Source organism: Autumnicola musiva, assembly GCF_031846585.1.
GTDB classification, from domain to species: Bacteria; Bacteroidota; Bacteroidia; order Flavobacteriales; family Flavobacteriaceae; genus Autumnicola; species Autumnicola musiva.
This window is the reverse complement of the sequence record NZ_JAVRHK010000031.1, coordinates 1-17,355: the sequence shown is the minus strand read 5'-3', so window position 1 is coordinate 17,355 and position 17,355 is coordinate 1. Positions and strand designations below refer to the sequence as shown.

At 35.3% G+C, this 17,355-nt stretch carries 15 protein-coding genes; 3 read left to right on the top strand and 12 right to left on the bottom strand.

Going from position 1 to position 17,355, the window contains the following annotated elements; genetic code table 11:
• The 4 genes from tnpB to RM539_RS19135 form a co-directional block, all read right to left on the bottom strand.
• Window positions 1-336 (bottom strand): IS66 family insertion sequence element accessory protein TnpB (tnpB, locus tag RM539_RS19150; protein WP_311505033.1); only part of this gene is annotated, 336 nt, incomplete at its 3' end.
• Window positions 336-617, bottom strand: a complete 282-nt coding sequence (gene tnpA, locus RM539_RS19145) for an IS66 family insertion sequence element accessory protein TnpA (RefSeq protein ID WP_311505032.1) — start codon at window positions 615-617, stop codon at window positions 336-338. The genes tnpB and tnpA, both read right to left, overlap by 1 nt.
• 39 nt (window positions 618-656) lie before the next feature.
• The gene (locus RM539_RS19140; protein WP_311505031.1) at window positions 657-4,223 is read right to left on the bottom strand and encodes a hypothetical protein; all 3,567 of its coding nucleotides are present in this window, start codon (window positions 4,221-4,223) and stop codon (window positions 657-659) included.
• 196 nt (window positions 4,224-4,419) lie between these two features.
• Entirely contained in the window at window positions 4,420-4,806 is a 387-nt protein-coding gene (locus tag RM539_RS19135; protein ID WP_311505030.1) for a helix-turn-helix domain-containing protein, read from the bottom strand.
• A 262-nt stretch (window positions 4,807-5,068) separates the two neighbouring features.
• Here RM539_RS19135 and RM539_RS19130 point away from each other — a divergent pair, with 262 nt between their 5' ends.
• Complete coding sequence (locus tag RM539_RS19130) at window positions 5,069-6,805, top strand: hypothetical protein (protein ID WP_311505029.1); 1,737 nt, start codon at window positions 5,069-5,071, stop codon at window positions 6,803-6,805.
• Between the two features lie 1,303 nt (window positions 6,806-8,108).
• Window positions 8,109-10,343: a xanthine dehydrogenase family protein molybdopterin-binding subunit gene (locus RM539_RS19125; RefSeq protein WP_311505028.1), complete on the top strand. Its 2,235-nt coding sequence runs from the start codon at window positions 8,109-8,111 to the stop codon at window positions 10,341-10,343.
• 121 nt (window positions 10,344-10,464) lie between these two features.
• On the opposite strand, the gene RM539_RS19120 is transcribed toward RM539_RS19125, so the two are convergent.
• From RM539_RS19120 to RM539_RS19085, 8 genes are all read right to left on the bottom strand, one after another.
• Window positions 10,465-11,097: a hypothetical protein gene (locus RM539_RS19120; RefSeq protein ID WP_311505027.1), complete on the bottom strand. Its 633-nt coding sequence runs from the start codon at window positions 11,095-11,097 to the stop codon at window positions 10,465-10,467.
• 42 nt (window positions 11,098-11,139) lie between these two features.
• Complete coding sequence (locus tag RM539_RS19115) at window positions 11,140-11,604, bottom strand: (2Fe-2S)-binding protein (RefSeq protein WP_311505026.1); 465 nt, start codon at window positions 11,602-11,604, stop codon at window positions 11,140-11,142.
• A gap of 90 nt (window positions 11,605-11,694) precedes the next feature.
• Window positions 11,695-12,540, bottom strand: a complete 846-nt coding sequence (locus RM539_RS19110) for an aldo/keto reductase (protein WP_311505025.1) — start codon at window positions 12,538-12,540, stop codon at window positions 11,695-11,697.
• A 14-nt stretch (window positions 12,541-12,554) separates the two neighbouring features.
• Window positions 12,555-13,094: a cupin domain-containing protein gene (locus RM539_RS19105; RefSeq protein ID WP_311505024.1), complete on the bottom strand. Its 540-nt coding sequence runs from the start codon at window positions 13,092-13,094 to the stop codon at window positions 12,555-12,557.
• On the bottom strand, window positions 13,075-13,680 hold the full coding sequence (locus RM539_RS19100) for a carboxymuconolactone decarboxylase family protein (protein WP_311505023.1): 606 nt from the start codon (window positions 13,678-13,680) through the stop codon (window positions 13,075-13,077). The genes RM539_RS19105 and RM539_RS19100 overlap by 20 nt, the downstream gene beginning before the upstream one ends.
• Before the next feature lie 4 nt (window positions 13,681-13,684).
• The gene (locus RM539_RS19095) at window positions 13,685-14,299 is read right to left on the bottom strand and encodes a flavodoxin (RefSeq protein ID WP_311505022.1); all 615 of its coding nucleotides are present in this window, start codon (window positions 14,297-14,299) and stop codon (window positions 13,685-13,687) included.
• 13 nt (window positions 14,300-14,312) lie between these two features.
• Entirely contained in the window at window positions 14,313-15,152 is an 840-nt protein-coding gene (locus tag RM539_RS19090; RefSeq protein ID WP_311505021.1) for a DUF4440 domain-containing protein, read from the bottom strand.
• Between the two features lie 6 nt (window positions 15,153-15,158).
• The gene (locus tag RM539_RS19085) at window positions 15,159-16,142 is read right to left on the bottom strand and encodes an aldo/keto reductase (protein ID WP_311505020.1); all 984 of its coding nucleotides are present in this window, start codon (window positions 16,140-16,142) and stop codon (window positions 15,159-15,161) included.
• Between the two features lie 162 nt (window positions 16,143-16,304).
• On the opposite strand from RM539_RS19085, the gene RM539_RS19080 reads away from it, so the two are divergent.
• Window positions 16,305-17,198, top strand: coding sequence for an AraC family transcriptional regulator (locus RM539_RS19080; protein ID WP_311505019.1), 894 nt, complete (start codon window positions 16,305-16,307; stop codon window positions 17,196-17,198).
• Window positions 17,199-17,355 lie beyond the last annotated feature (157 nt).

Below are 17,355 nucleotides of genomic sequence, written 5' to 3'. Positions count from 1 at the left end.
AGAATAGCGCAGTTTCTGAACGCTTTTTTCAACCGTAATACCCTCTATCATCAGTACCAATTGCGGCCAGGTAAAACTGGTCTGATCTTCTTTAATTACAGGCGGAGTGAAGCTTCCGCGCTCCAGGCGTTTGTAGTATAAAACAAAGCCGCCCCGCTCCCAGTGAAGCAGCTTGAGATGGGTGCGATTCCGGTTAAGAAAAACGAACACATCACCGCTGGTAGGCTCCCGGTTGAGTTCATTTTTCACCAATCCGCTCAGGCCATTAAATGATTTTCTCATATCACAAGACTTACGATAAAAGTGATAATTATGGGAGGAACCTAAGGAGAACATTAATACAGCTTAACTAACCGGGCAATAAGTCCAAGGTCCGCTGCATTCATTTGGAGTTTGACCCCGTTGGGATAAATAAGTTCCAGCTCACCCGATGACGAGTTTGATCCCTTGGTTACTTCTACAAATCCCCCGGGCTGATCTTCATCTTTCTTTTTGCGCATCCAGTAACAAAAGGTGGAAGGACTGATCCCTTTTTCTTTACTAAAGGCTTTTGCCGAAAGTCCGCTATTAAGATATTCATTAACCAAATTGTACATTTCTTCCTGTTTGCTCATCATAAATATTATTTTAGAGCAAAGCTATCGGTAGAAAGTCAGCTAATCAAGATGCAGTTGGTGGGGTGGATACCCTCTTTTAGGATTACCAAATATGAGGCTATCTACAAACTCTTCAAGTTTTTCTTTTACATCGGGTAAAATTTTAGATAATCTGACGTACAAATAAGGCTCGTATAATAAACACATTGATAGTAACTCTATCTCTTTCATACGATCCTCTGCATTTTTATCGCTTTCGTACTTTGAAATAAATTTATTAAACCAGTTAAAACTCTCTTTGTAAAACCTATGACCTATAATTTTTCCGATTTCATTTCTAACAAGTATCAATTCTTTTTTGGGAATTACTCCTTCTTTACTCTTGGGTATATACTTATAATCATTATTATAAGACTCTTGGGGCACTATCTCATTTAAAATGCTAATACCTATATTTTTGATACTTAAGGGTAAGTTTTTTACATCTACTAAATGTTTAATCCAATTAATTTCAACATTATTAGGAGAGTCTTGTAATTTAGGATATGACACATGCCAGTGAGAACCAAAGAATATATTTACCGGAACATTCACTTTTCCAACACCTTCACCTGAATTTGACTTAATACTAGAAATTTTGGAGAAGAATTCTAATTTATGATCATTGATTTTTCCAATTACACTTAAAATATTGATCTCTCGGGGATTATAAATGGCTATTTCATTAATCATTTGAATAATTGAATCACCAGAATTTGAACCATCTTCTAGAATGATAATATTCTTACCATTAATTTTTACTGATAACTCATTCGTGGTATGAGGAAAAACAAAACCTTCCTCAAAACTAAATTTATCCAATTCAAAAAAATCTATTTCATGATTTCTGAAAATCTTAGACTTTATCAAATTGTAATCGATAAAATTAATATCAGAATTCTTTGGATAGAAAAAAACCGTGTGAGGTTGAATTAATTTTGTTTTATGAAACAAAACTTCTAAAAAAGACATTGAGTCCTTTTTTAATTTCTCATTTTGCGCCTGAAAAATTTTATCTAGATTAAAAAAATAAGGGTGAAGAGATTTATTGAATATCTTAAAATTCATCGAAATATCTCCTTCATCTAAAAATTCAATAAACTCTTCACTTTTAAATAAAATATTTGTGTAAAATGAGTTGTCCCTTGTTAATTCAATAGGAATATTTGTGTAAGGATTAACACGAATAATATTTTCGAGATCGTCTTTTTCATTAAGTTCATCTCTTTTTATCTTTTCAACTGGCAACTGATATAAGCTTACCACATCTAGATTTTCGACCTTTTTTATAGAAGTATCTATTAGAGCTCCAACACCCAAAAGTTTACAGGAGTTTCGCTCTAAAGATTTTCTAATACGTTTTGTTAAACCTCCACTTGAAAACACATCAGTAAAAAGAACAAAGTCTTTTTTGGTATTATCACTATATTTAATTAGCTCTAAATCAATATTATGATAGTTCTCTACAAAAATACACTGCTGTTCTTTCACAAAACCGTTATCTAATAATGATTTTAGAATTTTATGACTTGAGGAGGTTACTGTAACAAAGTAATTGGATTCTACATTTTTTATTAATTTATTCTTAAGTAAATCCAATAATAACTTGGATACCAAATTACAAGCAGGAATATCATTTAAAAGATTTATTAGTTGAATAAATTCTCGTTGGTAATAATTCCCATTACAAAAAAACAATCTGTCTTTTTTTATGCAGTTGAACCTCTTTATTAATTCACTTACAATACCATTTTCTACTGTCTTAACTTTGTCATAGTAGATTTCTATTAATTCATTCTTTGGTATTTGAGATTTCAAATTGCCATAATCATCGACATGAAATAAATTCCCATAAAGATTATTCGGATCATTGAAATCTGTTATAGGCTTTGTTAGATCTTCATTGTATATATAATCAGATAATTGATTAATATCATCTTCATTATATATACCAAGCCAGTCAATATGAATAGCTGAATTAGTACTATCAATATACATAAGAGGCAATGGATGTATTTTGAAATTTTTTGTCGTTATATTAAGATCTAATATTTCATTTTTAACAGATGTAACTAACTCCTTAAGCGGCGGATGTACAACTATGATACTATTAGCAGTATTAATATTATAATCGGAAAGTAAAAAATATAAGGTCTTCTTAATTAACCTCTCATCATTACATCCTAAGAAGCTAAAGTAAGTAATAAAGTTTTTTTCATTTTCAGATTTCAACTTTAGCCTTAAAAAAGTAACTAAGTCATTATAAATCGTTTCTTTGGAATAACTTGAAAATTTTTCAAAATCTATCAAATAAACATACCGCTCATCTGTCTTGAATTTTTCATTAAAGGATCGTATTGGCTTTATTACAGAAGAATCATACTTTTCTTCATCTTTAACTTCAGGTATATATATGGTTAAAAAGGTACCTGGAAAAAAAGAAATTTCTTCGTCATTCGACTTTACTAGCGCATCTTGATATTCCGCATTAGATGAGAAGTTATAAATGATTCTGCCTTTATTACTTCTAACGATAATTAATCCTTTATATCTTTTGACAATAGTTAATAAATCAAAAAGACCTCTGGGTATAAAAAGTTTGTCATCTTCTAAATTTGATTTTATTGGATGTCTTGAAGAATCATATTTAAAAGCGAATTCAAGAATTTCATTATCACTTACCTCTTCACTATTAAATTGATTAATATTTCTATCAATATATTCCTTTTTTAGACTACCTACTATTCCCTGACCAAAATCAATAAAAGAATATTGTATTATGGCTCTATTTAAAAACTTTTCATTTCTTTTAAAAAAATCTATATATTCGGGAAGCTCTTCTTGGAAAATGTTTCTTTCAATAACTCTTGGATTTTCTTTATGTAACTTTTCTCTAAGTGCCATACTCATAAACCCAAATGAAGAATTTTCACCAAAAAATGATCTTGAATGATGATCTAAAAAATTCTCGTATAATTCTTTTGTAATTATCGTACTAAGTGTATTATTTACAAAAGGGTGTAAACAATTAGTCTCATATAACTTTCTCTCAATAACTTGATTTAAATTAAAAATTGGATCAAGTTCTTTAATTACTAAATCATCCTTATAATTTTCAATGTCATTCAAAATTTGAAATGGTGTAATTCCATATCTGTCATAAAGTGCTTTTGTGTTGTCGGTGTTGATTCTATAGGTAGTTTTTAAAAATTCTTTAATAGATTTAATTCTATTATTATTTAAATCAAAATATGCTGAATAATCCTTTTCTTCTACAATTGACCAAATCTCCCAGATTTCCCACAATTGTAGAATTTGAATTAAGGTTCTTTTGGATACTTGGCTAATTTCTTGGCCTGGTTGCAGAAAAACAACATTAAAGGAGATATTCTCCTTATAAAAGGATTTTAAAACAGAACTTAATAAAAGCAGTCCCTGGTTTGATATCCACTCAGTGTGAGTAACATCAAAAGAATAATGTAATCTTTGATTTGCATTATACGTAGAGTAGATTTGGCGGACAAAATTATCAATATGTTTTTCACTAAATTTTCTCTCAAGTTTAATATGTACTATATCTTCTGGCATAAATATTTTCTGCAATAAAATTATCTGGTCATTCTTAATTCTCTTCCATGATATATTGAAAGTTTATTTTATGTTGAAATTCTGAGTCAAGTAAATTAGAGGCTAGTTTACGTTAAAGTTTTAAATGCAAAAAGTGTTGATTACCAATTTAATTTTTTTGGTCATCAACACTTACCATTTGAAACCGTAATTGATATTATTTTTGATTCAGTAATTTCTCTAAATATGATACCTTATCTTTCTCCGCCTGTACCAATCGCTCATAAAGCTCAACAATTTTTTCTACAGGATCTATCGTACAGAAGTAGTTGTTATTATTGGCACTATTATCTTTAAAAGTATTATTAATAATATTAAAAACTGCCTCTTCACTAAAATGACGAATGGCCTCCGGAGCAACTTTCAATACTTCAGAAACTTTTTGAAGAGTTTCATCTTCAACGCTTTCGCTTTTTTCCATATGGGACACACTTTGTTGGCTGATGCCTAATTCTTCGGCAAGGGTTTCCTGTTTCATGCCTCGCAGTTCACGGATGCGGGCAATTTTGCGGCCGATGTGGTTTGATTTGGTGGTTGTTGTCATAGCTCAAATATAACGATTTCTTCTTCTAAAATTTTACGGATAACCCTCGGGTAAAATACAATCCCTTGCGGGTATTATACAGGGCGCTTTGGTAGGGTACGGCCTTGTCTCTTTCTACCTTCAACAGGAATAAAAATATCAGCATCATGAAAGCATTAACAAATATAGGAATTTATCCTACTGAAAATGTACAGGTTCAGAAGACTATTCAACAAGTTTTTAACCAGGTACTGCAAATGAAGTTGAACCAAAAACTTAAGATATGAAACAAAATCTCAATCTTCCGCCGCTCTTTCCATTTAAAATGGAACTCCAGGAACTCATTCAGCAACTGCCAGATGTCTTTGCACCCGATGCAATATACCTTTGCACAGTTCGAAAAGAACCACCTTCATTCTATGCCTTGCATTTAATTAGAAGTTCTGCAAATGAATTTTCCACGGAGGTGTTGAACCGACTGAAACAATTAGTTGAAAAATTTCCGCAGTTCTCTATTCAGTGGAGTACGGCCGGCCAGGTAAGAAAACATTTAATGGCCGGGGAGCTCTATCATATTAGCCAATGCTTTTATGCTGAGCTTATTTATTTAAGCGAAAGTTCAAAAGATCCTCTGGCTAAATCTACAATAAAGGGCAGCACGCTGCTTAAAAAAGCGAAAGAAAAAACAACGCATGATTATAATGAGGTAGTTGAACTTTTCAGTACTACTTATGATCTATTTCAAAAGGAAAAATACGACAAAGCAACTCTTAAAGTCATAGATATTTTCCTTGAGTTATTTAATTATACCGAAACCTTATATAAAGGAGAAGCCATTAATGTCAATTCCCTTTCGGAGCACGTAAAATATTTAGCTGCCTTAGATCCTGAGTTTCAAAAGCTATTTGATCCCGGCAACGATAGATTAACGGAAATACTACTTTTTCTGGATGATATCTATTTGGCGGGACTTGATCCTAAAGAGCATAAAATTTACCGTAGTAAGTGCCACGAGATTTTTGTTTTGGGAGAAGTTGTATTTCAAATGGTATACGATATCACTGAAGGAATACTTTCCGATTGTTACAACCTGGAACTACAGCGTAATCCGGTGATAAAACCAATTATATCTGGAGAAAATCTGCATCTTCCTTTTGACGTGGCACTTCAGGAAGTCGTGGATTTTTTACGTTTAAAATTTAAAGTACATTCCATTTTCTTAATCAGTAAAGAGCAACAGAGCATTTTTAAAAATCGATATTTCCAAACAAAGGAATTTCAGCATCATACCTTTTGCTCTACGGTTTTGCTGGTCACTAAAAAACCTGTATCATTAAATCCCGCTGAGCTTATGGACCTGGTGTTTAACCATACCAAAAAGCGAATAAAAGTTTATTTTATTTTTGAAACCCTTCCTAAGATTCTGGTTAAACTGGATTACGGGAATAATTTCCTGGATCACGTATTAAATAAGCGAAATACTATTTTTCAGGCTGATGAACAGCTTTCCAAATTTCTGGATGGAAAGCCATCTTATTATCCGCAAAGCTGGCAAAAGATAAATAAAAGATGGAAAGCAAGGATCTCCCGCGCAAACTACATTCTTGGTTTAGCTGATGTTATTGATTTTAAGGAAGATCTTCTTGCTAATTTAGTGCTTATACAGAATGCGCTTGTACAAACCTGTATTGGAATGTTATGCGTATTTTGGGAATACCAGCCTTCTTATACTTCATTGCCTTACCTAATCCATTTATGTAGTAATTTTTGTGATTTCCCAGAAGAGATTCTTTTAAACACTTCTTTTGAATCTCAGCGCATTTATTATTTGATCACTCATGCTCAGCAGCATATTAATTATACTTGTCCGCTTAAAGTAACCGAAAAAGACACAGAGAAAGCATATCATCTTTGTACCCGATTTATTGCTGAGGCTGAGAATATGACCGAACATCACCTGGACTATTTAAGGATGAAATCTTTCCAGCGAAATAAACCTCTTCATTATAAATCCTCATGAAACTCTAGAAAACAAAAATTTGGAATACCATCAATTTAACCGCAGTATTAAAAGCTAACGTAGCGCAGCGGTGTTCTGTAAAACTTTTTATCTAAATTACTGATGTTATGAATAATAGGGAGAACATTTTAAAAAAGAGAGAATTCCGCTGTTACCTGAAATCCCCTCTTCATTACATCATTTTTCATAGGGTAAAATGATCATTTCAATTTACAAAAAAGATTGATAGTAAGCTCTTTAAAAGCTTCTATTTCAGAATCGTCTTAATGTACTATAAACTAATAAACATTTACTTTTTTTACCCGGTGCATTTTCCTTTGATTATCTTCTAAAAACAAATTTTGAGTGGCATCTCTTACCGAAATGAAAACAGGCTGCTATTCTTTTCATTTACTTCTTTCAGAGCCGTACGCATTACCTTTTGATGTGGCTTTGCATTTCAGGATTTGAAATTAGGAAAAGCCTTATAAAAAGCGTCGCGAAGCAAAGCGGCTTTATGCAGGCCGCTAATTTCAAATACTGTTTCTTTCACATTAAAAGGTAAGGCATCTGAAGTTACAGGGGTAAGGTAAATTTTGAAAAAATACTCTTCTATAGTAGAAAATATGTTCTTAGTTAGCATCAGCGGACTTGAGCCAAAAAAGTTAATTCCTCTTTCTACTATTTCGAATTATCCTCTTTTTTGGCTCGTGTCCAAGAGCACAGGACGAACCGTTTTTTCTGAAATGTCATGGAAGGAAAAGTGGTGAGGACAATATCTCAATTTCAGTTTCAGATCAAGATTTTACTAAAAAATTAGCCTGTTTATAGGGGCTTCAGAAGTTTTTTAGTAAAAAATGGCGGCGACACCATCTTTTCAATAGACATAACGTACTGAATTACAATATATTGAAAATTACTAACATCGCGCAGCGTGTTATCCTCTTGCTATTCCCCCTTGCACAATTATTCTTGAAATTAGAAACATCAAATTAACCTTCTTAATTATCGAGAAATAAACCTACTAGTATAATATTTTTATTGGTAATGCGGGAGAGACAATTAGTACTACCACTATTCAATAGCTCAAAATTACTCTAATTAATTGCTATTCTTCTTTTCCCATTAATTGATTCTAGTTTACTTCATATTCCTTCAATTATAAAAATCTTACCATTTTTACTGAATGCTTTACCATTTTTACTGATTAATCAATTGCTCAAACCATTCAATTTGAAGATGTATTTAAAATCATTAAATTGTATTGACTTAGTCGGGATATCCTTCTTAATTTCAAATTTCTTTTAGGAAACAAATTCGTATTATGGCAAAACTAAAAACTTCAATTAGCAGAAGATCTTTTCTAAAAACTACGGCCCTTGCCGGTGGGGGGATGATGATCGGCTTCAATTGGCTACTTTACTCCAAATCGAAGCAAATTTCTGCGGAAGATATTCCGGAAGAATGGTTTAACCTTAATGCCTATCTAAAAATAGCTGAAGATGGTACCATAACTATTATGGCTCCAAATCCAGAATTTGGTCAAAATGTAAAAACATCACTTCCTATGATCGTTGCAGACGAACTGGATGTAGATTGGGATAATGTTGTAGTAGAACAGGCTCCATTTAATACTGAACTTTATACCCGACAGTTTGCCGGAGGAAGCCAGTCTGTACGGCAAGGTTGGAACGCTTTAAGAACAGCGGGAGCTACTGCAAGGCAAATGTTGGTTAACGCTGCTGGAAAAGCATGGAACCTTCCGGCTTCAGAAATCACTACAGAAAAAGGAATTCTTAAGCACCCAGATGGTAAAACGGCAGGTTATGGAGAAATGGCCGCCGCTGCTTCTAAAATGGAAATTCCGGAAACCGTTGACCTTAAAAAAGCTGAAAATTTTACTATAATTAGTACCTCTAAGAAAAATGTGGAGCTTCCGGCAATAGTGAGTGGTAAGCCATTGTTCGGCCTAGATTATAAAATCGAAGGTATGCAATACGCCACTGTCGCGCATCCACCCGCTTTTGGAATGAGGTTGAAAACTATAGATGATTCTGAAGCACGAAAAATGCCGGGCATTACAGATATATTTACAATCCAGGTGTATAATGAAGATTACGAACTGAATATATTTGACACCGTCACTTTTAATAAACTGGCCGTGGTAGTTGGGAATAGCACCTGGCAGGTGATACAGGCGAAAAAGGCCCTGAAGCTAGAATGGGAACCATTTAATGAATACACCGAAAAAATGAATGCCTTTGGTAATAAATCTGAAAGAACAGTTCCTTCGGGTCTTGAAAGTACAGCAAAACATTATGAAAAAATGGAGACTCGTTCTAATGAACCCGCAAAAGTTCTTAGAAAAGATGGCGATCCTGAAAATGCTTTTAAAAATGCAGCGAAAGTAATTGAAAGCACTTATACCGCGCCTTTCCTTGCACATAATGCCATGGAACCCATCAATTTTTTTGCTGATGTTACAGAAAATAAAGCGGTTTTAGCAGGGCCGCTTCAGGCTCCACAGTTTACCGAGAATACAGTTGCTGCAAGGCTTGGAATGGATAAGGAAAATATTGAAATTATTATGACCCGTATGGGTGGTGGCTTTGGAAGAAGAGCCTATTCACATGAATTAGTAGAGGCCGCGGTAATTTCGCAAAAGATCAAAAATCCGGTGAAGCTTTTTTATACCCGGGAAGCAGATATGACTTATGGAATTTATCGTCCTGCTTATCACATAAATTTCCGTGCTGCCTTAGATGCCAATAACAATCTTATTGCATATCATATAAGGGGTGGTGGAATTCCGGAAAGTCCAATACATGAAAACAGGTTTCCTGCCGGGGCGGTAGATAATTATCTTGCAGAGTCCTGGGAGCTAAATTCCAATATTACTATTGGGGCTTTTCGTGCACCCAGATCTAATTTTATGGGTGGTTCGGAACAGGCTTTTCTAGATGAAGTTGCTATCGCCGCCGGGAAAGACCCTATCGACTTTAGAATAGAACTTTTTGAAAAAGCAAAGAACAATCCTGTTGGCAAGGATAATGATTATGATCCTGAGAGATATATGGGAGTTCTTAAACTTGTACGTCAAAAATCTAAATGGGATTCTCCAAGATTAGATGTTCATCGTGGTGTTGCCGCCTATTATTGCCACAATTCTTACGTTGCCCATGTTGTTAACCTGAAACTGGAAAACGATAAACCAGTTTTTGATAAAATCTATAGTGGGGTGGATTGCGGAATCGTGATCAACGAAGATGCTGCGAAAAATATGGTTGAAGGAGCTATAACCGATGGTCTTGGTAATGTAATGTTCGGGAAAATGAGCTTTGAAGAGGGTGTTCCTCAAAGTAGTAATTTTTATAATTACAAAATGATAAGGATCAACGAAGCACCTAAAGACATGGAAGTTCATTTTGTACAAAATGAGGTGGATCCCTCAGGATTGGGTGAGCCTCCTTTCCCTCCAATCTTTGCGGCATTTACTAATGCATATTCCAGAGCGAAGAATAAAAGGTTTTATAATCACCCAATTCTGGAAGAGGTGTAATTTTTCTATAACCGAGACTTAACCAACTTTAATATTAACAGCCACTAATGCACGGATAACCCGATTGATAAGGGCTTAAATATTCATGAATTCGTGGTAGATAATTAAAAAAAGTCAATTATTAATCCGGAGTATAAGCACCATTCTCCAACCAGGTGATCCAGGCATCTTTGAATTCTTTATGGCTCAGCGGAGGAAGCGCTAAACCTTCAGCGGGATTCCACCCTGCTTTCACCAAAGTATCATCGGCATGCTCAATAAGCTCTTCAATGGATTTATTTCCGTTTTTGGACTTATTAACTAACTGTTTAGCCAGTTCGGAAGACGATCTTCCCTCAAACACCATTTTCATATCAGCCGGTGGAAGATGCCATTCGGGATTTCCAGGAGGGGAATGTAAGCCTGGTGTATTGGTGTCCTGATGACAATTGGCGCATTTCATAGCATAAAGTCCTTTTCCATCTTTTCCTCTTCTAGGCTTCATGGAATGGACATGGCTATCATCACCCTGCAAAGGTATGTCTCCTTTTGGATGGCAATTTAGACATCGGGGATGCATCAATACCTTATATACTTTGGCAAAAGCTTCTTTTGAAGCGGTGCTGTCCTTTTTCTTTTGTAGGATATCCACATATTTGGTTGTCTGCATATTTTTCCTGGCCATTCCTAGACTAATAAATATTGCCAGAATAAATATTCCAAGTAGTACATTTCGGCCTGTACTAAATGAATTTATGAAATTTCTAATTTTCATATGGAACATGTTTTTATCCTTCTATATCTAATAAAAAAGAATTTATGAATTGCTTTTGTTGATTTCCGCTGCAAGATGGATGGCTTTTCTTATCCTTGAATAAGTTCCGCAGCGACAAATGTTACCGGACATGGCAATATCTATATCCTCATCTGAAGGGTTTGGATTTTCTTTCAATAAGACTACTGCCGACATGATCTGGCCGCTATGACAGTAACCACACTGGGGAACATCTTCTTCTATCCAAGCCTTCTGTACAGGATGATCATTGTTTTCAGCAAGTCCTTCTATGGTAACTATTTTCTTACCTTCCGCTCTCTTTGCTTTAGTTACACAGGAGCGAACGGCCTCACCATCCAAATGAACCACACATGCCCCACATTGAGCAACTCCGCATCCATATTTAGTTCCAACCAAATCCAGGTTATCTCTTAAAACCCATAAAAGCGGGGTATTTGGATCTACTTCGACCTTTACCTGTTTATTATTAACGTTCAGTGATAACATGATGTTGAAATTGAATGTGTTACTAAAAATATGAAATTTTAAGAAAGCCTTCGGTTCTTCAATTAAATTCTCTCAGAAGGCAAACTAAATTTATTTTACCCTGGTTGAAAACCATTTGATAACTTCAGGATCGCGATGGCTGAAAAATAAGCTTTCGTTAGTGTCTAACTTTTTTATGGCATTCATATCTTCTTGTGATAATTCAAAATCGAAAACATCAATATTCTCTTTGATCCTGTTTTCATGAACCGATTTTGGAATGACCACTATATTACGCTGAATCATCCATCTTAAAGCAACCTGAGCCACAGATTTATTATATTTTTTTCCAATGCCAGCTAAAACTTCATTAGTAAAGAAATCATTTTTTCCTTCAGCGTAAGGAGCCCAGGATTCATGGACAATTCCGTTTTCTTCCAAAAATTCATGATCCTCTTGACGCTGATTAAAAACATGTGTTTCTATTTGATTTACCGCTGGTTTCACTTTGTTATTTACAATAATATCCATGACGCGATCGGGATGAAAATTACTCACCCCAATCGCTTTTATCTTTCCGGCTTGATAATATTCTTCCATTGCTCTCCAGGAACCGTGGACATCTCCATAAGGCTGGTGAATTAGATAAAGATCCAGGTAATCTAATTGTAATTTTTCCAATGAACCTTCAATAGCATTTTTTGTTTTCTCATAGCCCATATGGGAAATCCATAGCTTTGTTGTTACAAATAATTTATCACGTTCAATACCGCTTTCCTGCATCGCGGCACCCACAGCTTTTTCGTTCTGATATCCTTGGGCTGTATCTATTAATCGATATCCATTATTTAAAGCAGTTAATACACTTTTTTTGCATTCTTTGTAGTCTGAAATTTGATAAACACCAAATCCTAAAATTGGCATTTCCATTCCATTATTAAATTTTAAGGTTTTCATGTTCTTTTCTAGTGTTAGTCATTATATTGTTCATCGGAAACCGCACTCATCCATTGGGTAGATCCTCCAATTCTGCTGGTAACGGCAATTTGCACAAATTCTTTATCCGGTGCTGCCCCATGCCAATGCGGGATATCTGCAGGGCATTTTGCCACATCGCCTTTATTTAAGATCCTCTTGGCTCTATCTTTTTCCTGGTAATATCCTTCCCCGGAAAGAGCCAAAATAATTTGTCCATTGGGATGTTGGTGCCAATTGGTCCTGGCCCCAGGTTCAAAAGTGACAACTCCAACAGAGTTTTTATTTACCTCATCTGCTGTAACCAGCATATTTAACCATGCTGTACCGGTAAATACATGATTATCCATCTTTTCTCCCCGCTCATATATTTTTTCACTATTGTATTCTTCTGATAAGGTTTTAGTTTCACAGGGAATTCCCGAGATTAAAGTAGCGATGAGTTCCCTTCCCTCAAGAGCCGATTTCTGGTCGATTTCATTTTCGATAAAATCCAGGATTTCAAGAATCTGGATTTCATTTAATCCCAAACTCATACCAATGCCCTATATGCCCTCTGGACATCGGTGCCAGGTCTCCCATTGTTAGCAATGCAGCTATAGTCGCTATCTCTCTTTCCTTATAAGAAAGCACTCCACGCTTGAAAATATCGGCAAACAAGTGCTCTTTCAGAAATACTTCTATAATAGGTACTGTTATAGCATAACCCGCTTTTTGCCGGTCTTTAACGCCGGATAATTCTGCCAGGACTTCCTTTCCGATTTTATATTTATCACCCTCCTTCAATTCTTTCGGCTCTTCGCCAACCTCGTCTTCAATTCCTCGCTCTTTCCTGTTTTCAAGTACATCGGTTAAGGTATTGATCGCCATAAGGCTTCGCGGAAATCCGCAGTAGGCATATAGATGTACCAGTTCCTCTTTAATCTTATTGATGGTAAGCCCACTTTCCAAACCTTCCTGTAATGCCACTTCTAAGGTTTGAAGATCACCCTTGGCAGTAGAGGCAGCTATTTTTGCAATACTATATTCAACAGCACTCAATTTTTTTTGTGATTGTGCCTTCAATGAAAAATTGATACCTAGCAGCAGAGTTAATACGATATTACAAACTTTCAAATTCATTACTTTATTTTAAAATTCCTACTTTCTCTAACCAGGCATCAATCTGATCTGAAACCTCTTTTTTACGCTCTCCTTCAATGGCCAACAACACTCCTCTTTTTTCATAACCCCCTTCGACTGAAAATTCTTTAAGAATATTACTGTCCGGACACAAGTTTTTAATTTGGCTAAGGCTGCTCCCCAAACCATATCCGGCATTGGTATTAAAAGGAAGGAGAGTTTTTCCACTCATGTCATTTTCAGCTAAAAAAGTCTTCATTGGTGGGGGCAGTTGCATATCCCATGTGGGAAAGCCAATAAACACTGTATCATAATCTTTGATATTTTTAATATATGTATTTAAGGGAGGTAAATATCCTTCCTCATTTTCACGAGCTACCTTTGTGACGATTTCTTGATAATCTATCGGATATGGATTCTTTTTTTCAATCTCAATTAGTTTCCCTCCAAGCCTTTGCTGAACCATCTCTGCAATCACTTTAGTATTACTGGTTCGGGATAGATAAACGGTTAATATTTTTCCTGATGGAATTTTATCCATAACTTCTTTAGAATTATCTGTCTGTGTCTTACAACCAATGGAAAACATGAGAGTAAATAGTAGTAATAAGGGCTTCATGTTTTTCTTATATTTAGTTTTGTTCAGAAAGTTGTTTTACGAATGAAAGATTTGCCAATTTCCAGGCATCACCCTCCTTTACATAAACTTCGGTAACAATAAAAGGATTAGTAACTTCATTACCTCCAACTACTGCCAAAAGCGTAATATTACTTTGTACAATTGCAGTACTGCCGATGATATCTGCTGAAACTTCATGAATATCAGCTTTTTTATAATGTATACCACCACTCCTTATGATTTCTACCTCACGATTTTTTCCCCAGCTTCCGCCCATATGAACAAATTCAGCTTTTTTATGAAATAGATCGGCCAGTTTGTTTGCATTTTTATCGGCCATCCATTGCCATTTTTTAGCTGAAAGTTCCAGGACCTCTTTCTTCTTATCTGTTTCTAATGATTCCGGTAATTCAATGGCTTGGTAAGCCTCCGCGCTTAGCGTGTCGGTCCACTTTGTAGGTTCGTTCATGGTAATGGCCAGGTAAGTAAACTCACTATTAGGTGCCGCCGCATGCCAATGCTCCACGTTAGGATTACATTTTACCACATCTCCCTTTCGAACCACCTGGGCTTCTTTATTCCGTTCCTGATAATAACCAACCCCTTTAGTGATATAAAGTTGCTGACCTTCAGGATGAAGATGCCAGTTTAGTTTAGCACCCGGGGCGAAAGTGGCCAGTACCACGTTAAAATCAAAATTCTCATCGGCATCAGCTAAATGGTTCAGCCATACATCTCCTGCATGATGAATGTTTACTGCTTTTTCTCCAATTGGGAAAATGTTTGGTTCCTGGGCAGATATCTGACTTAGGATTGTGATACAGGTTACTGCACTTAATAATAATCTTTTCATAACTCTCTATTTATTGATCATTTTCTGCATGCGCTCCGGATATCTGTCCCCTTTAATATCAATCTTTGAAAACACATCATCTATTTGTCGAATATCGGAAGCGGAAAGTTTAATAGATGCGGCTCCAATATTTTCTGAAAGTCGGTGAGATTTCGTAGTTCCGGGAATGGGTACAATCCACGGTTTCTGATATAAAAGCCATCCCAGGGCAATTTGCGCGGAAGTAGCTTCTTTCTCTTTTGCAATTTTGTCCAGAAGGGCTACCAACGCCTGATTAGCTTTCCGATTTTCTTCACTAAAACGAGGCACGCTATTTCGGAAATCATTTTCGGCAAATTCGGTTTTATCATTAATCTTACCTGTTAAAAATCCTTTTCCCAACGGACTGAATGGCACCAATCCAATCCCGAGTTCTTCAAGCGTAGGAATGATTTCTTTTTCAGGTTCTCTCCACCATATTGAATACTCGCTTTGCAATGCAGATACTGGTTGTACCGCATGAGCTTTTCTAATTGATTGCGCTCCGGCTTCTGATAAACCAAAATGCTTTACTTTTCCTTCTTGTATGAGATCTTTTACGGTACCGGCCACCTCTTCCATCGGCACGTCGGGATCAACGCGATGCTGATAGAAAAGATCGATTACTTCAGTATTGAGTCTATTTAGAGATTCTTCAGCAACCTTCCTGATTCTTTTAGGATGACTATCCAATCCTTTCCCAGGTTCTCCTTCTTTAAATCCAAATTTAGTAGCGATGGCCACATCTTTTCTAAAAGGAGCTATAGCTTCTCCCAACAATTTTTCGTTTTTAAATGGGCCATAAGCTTCTGCAGTATCAAAAAAGCTTATTCCCTCATCATATGCTTCACGAATCAGTTTTATCGCCTGATTTTTTTCGGTAGCGGGTCCATAACCAAAACTTAATCCCATGCAACCTAAGCCCAGGGCTGAAACTTCCAATCCACTCTTTCCTAAACTTCTCTTTTCCATTTTGCTTTCATTTTTTGCTTTTAACAAATATCTTTCATTAAACAACTAAGAACTGTATATAAATTACTGTAATTCTAACCATTTTTACTTATTCAGAGGATTATCCTAACTTACTACTGGTCTGAACCTTATATTTGTATTGAACTATATAGAATAGAACAAATGGACAACATTCTAAATCTTGAAAGTATCTCTCAGTACAATACTTTAAAAGAAGTAAAAACAAGACACCCTCTAATCACTTCTTTTGATAGTTCTACCGCGAAACCTTTGGACAGTGGAAAATATAGATTTGATTTTTATGCTATTTTCCTGAAGGGTGTGAACTGTGGTGAATTGAAATATGGCAGGAACAACTATGATTATGATGAAGGAACTATGGTCTTTATGGGACCGGGGCAGGTGGTAGGCATCAAAAGTGCAAAAGATTATAATCCAAGAGGTTTTGCGCTTTTATTTGATCCCGAATTCATCAAGGGGACAAACCTGGCCCTTAAGATTAATCAGTTCAATTTTTTTTCCTATGAGCTAAATGAGGCTCTTCATATTTCAGAAAAAGAGCAACTGATTGTACAGGACTTATATGCAAAAATTGATTATGAACTTGATCAAAACATCGATAAACATAGTAAAACCATAATTGCCAATAATATTGAATTGTTGCTTAATTATTGCGAGCGCTTTTATGAGCGACAATTTATAACGAGGGAAAATCTGAATAAGGGCACCCTGGTGAATTTTGAAAAATTACTTAATGATTATTTTCGGTCTGAGAGTCCACAAAAACATGGCCTGCCTTCCGTTTCTTATTTTGCTGCACAACTGAACCTTTCACCTAATTATTTTGGTGATCTTATTAAAAAAGAAACAGGAAAATCGGCCATGGATCATATTCATTTGAAGATGATTGATATTGCCAAAGCAAGAATATTTGATGCAGAGAAATCTATCAGTCAGATTGCTTATGAATTAGGATTTAAATATCCACAACACTTCAACAGGATGTTTAAAAAAAATACCGGATACACTCCTAATCAATATAGAGCAATGAATTAATTCTAATTTATAAACATATTTAATTTTTAAAATGGCAATAAGAGAAAATAAAACAAATAACTTCCGTACTATTCTGGCAGTTTTGAGATGGAAAAAGCTTATGAATAGTAAGGGATCTAAGGAGATGTATTCTATCACCAATTACCTCGTAAATAAT

Bases quoted from the DNA above. Each gene is read 5' to 3' on its own strand.
- RM539_RS19110 (WP_311505025.1), bottom strand. From the start codon at position 12,540: ATGAAAACCTTAAAATTTAATAATGGAATGGAAATGCCAATTTTAGGA.
- RM539_RS19115 (WP_311505026.1), bottom strand. From the start codon at position 11,604: ATGTTATCACTGAACGTTAATAATAAACAGGTAAAGGTCGAAGTAGAT.
- RM539_RS19105 (WP_311505024.1), bottom strand. From the start codon at position 13,094: ATGAGTTTGGGATTAAATGAAATCCAGATTCTTGAAATCCTGGATTTT.
- RM539_RS19080 (WP_311505019.1), top strand. From the start codon at position 16,305: ATGGACAACATTCTAAATCTTGAAAGTATCTCTCAGTACAATACTTTA.
- RM539_RS19130 (WP_311505029.1), top strand. From the start codon at position 5,069: ATGAAACAAAATCTCAATCTTCCGCCGCTCTTTCCATTTAAAATGGAA.
- RM539_RS19135 (WP_311505030.1), bottom strand. From the start codon at position 4,806: ATGACAACAACCACCAAATCAAACCACATCGGCCGCAAAATTGCCCGC.
- RM539_RS19120 (WP_311505027.1), bottom strand. From the start codon at position 11,097: ATGAAAATTAGAAATTTCATAAATTCATTTAGTACAGGCCGAAATGTA.
- RM539_RS19085 (WP_311505020.1), bottom strand. From the start codon at position 16,142: ATGGAAAAGAGAAGTTTAGGAAAGAGTGGATTGGAAGTTTCAGCCCTG.
- tnpA (WP_311505032.1), bottom strand. From the start codon at position 617: ATGATGAGCAAACAGGAAGAAATGTACAATTTGGTTAATGAATATCTT.
- RM539_RS19125 (WP_311505028.1), top strand. From the start codon at position 8,109: ATGGCAAAACTAAAAACTTCAATTAGCAGAAGATCTTTTCTAAAAACT.
- RM539_RS19100 (WP_311505023.1), bottom strand. From the start codon at position 13,680: ATGAATTTGAAAGTTTGTAATATCGTATTAACTCTGCTGCTAGGTATC.
- RM539_RS19140 (WP_311505031.1), bottom strand. From the start codon at position 4,223: ATGCCAGAAGATATAGTACATATTAAACTTGAGAGAAAATTTAGTGAA.
- RM539_RS19090 (WP_311505021.1), bottom strand. From the start codon at position 15,152: ATGAAAAGATTATTATTAAGTGCAGTAACCTGTATCACAATCCTAAGT.
- RM539_RS19095 (WP_311505022.1), bottom strand. From the start codon at position 14,299: ATGAAGCCCTTATTACTACTATTTACTCTCATGTTTTCCATTGGTTGT.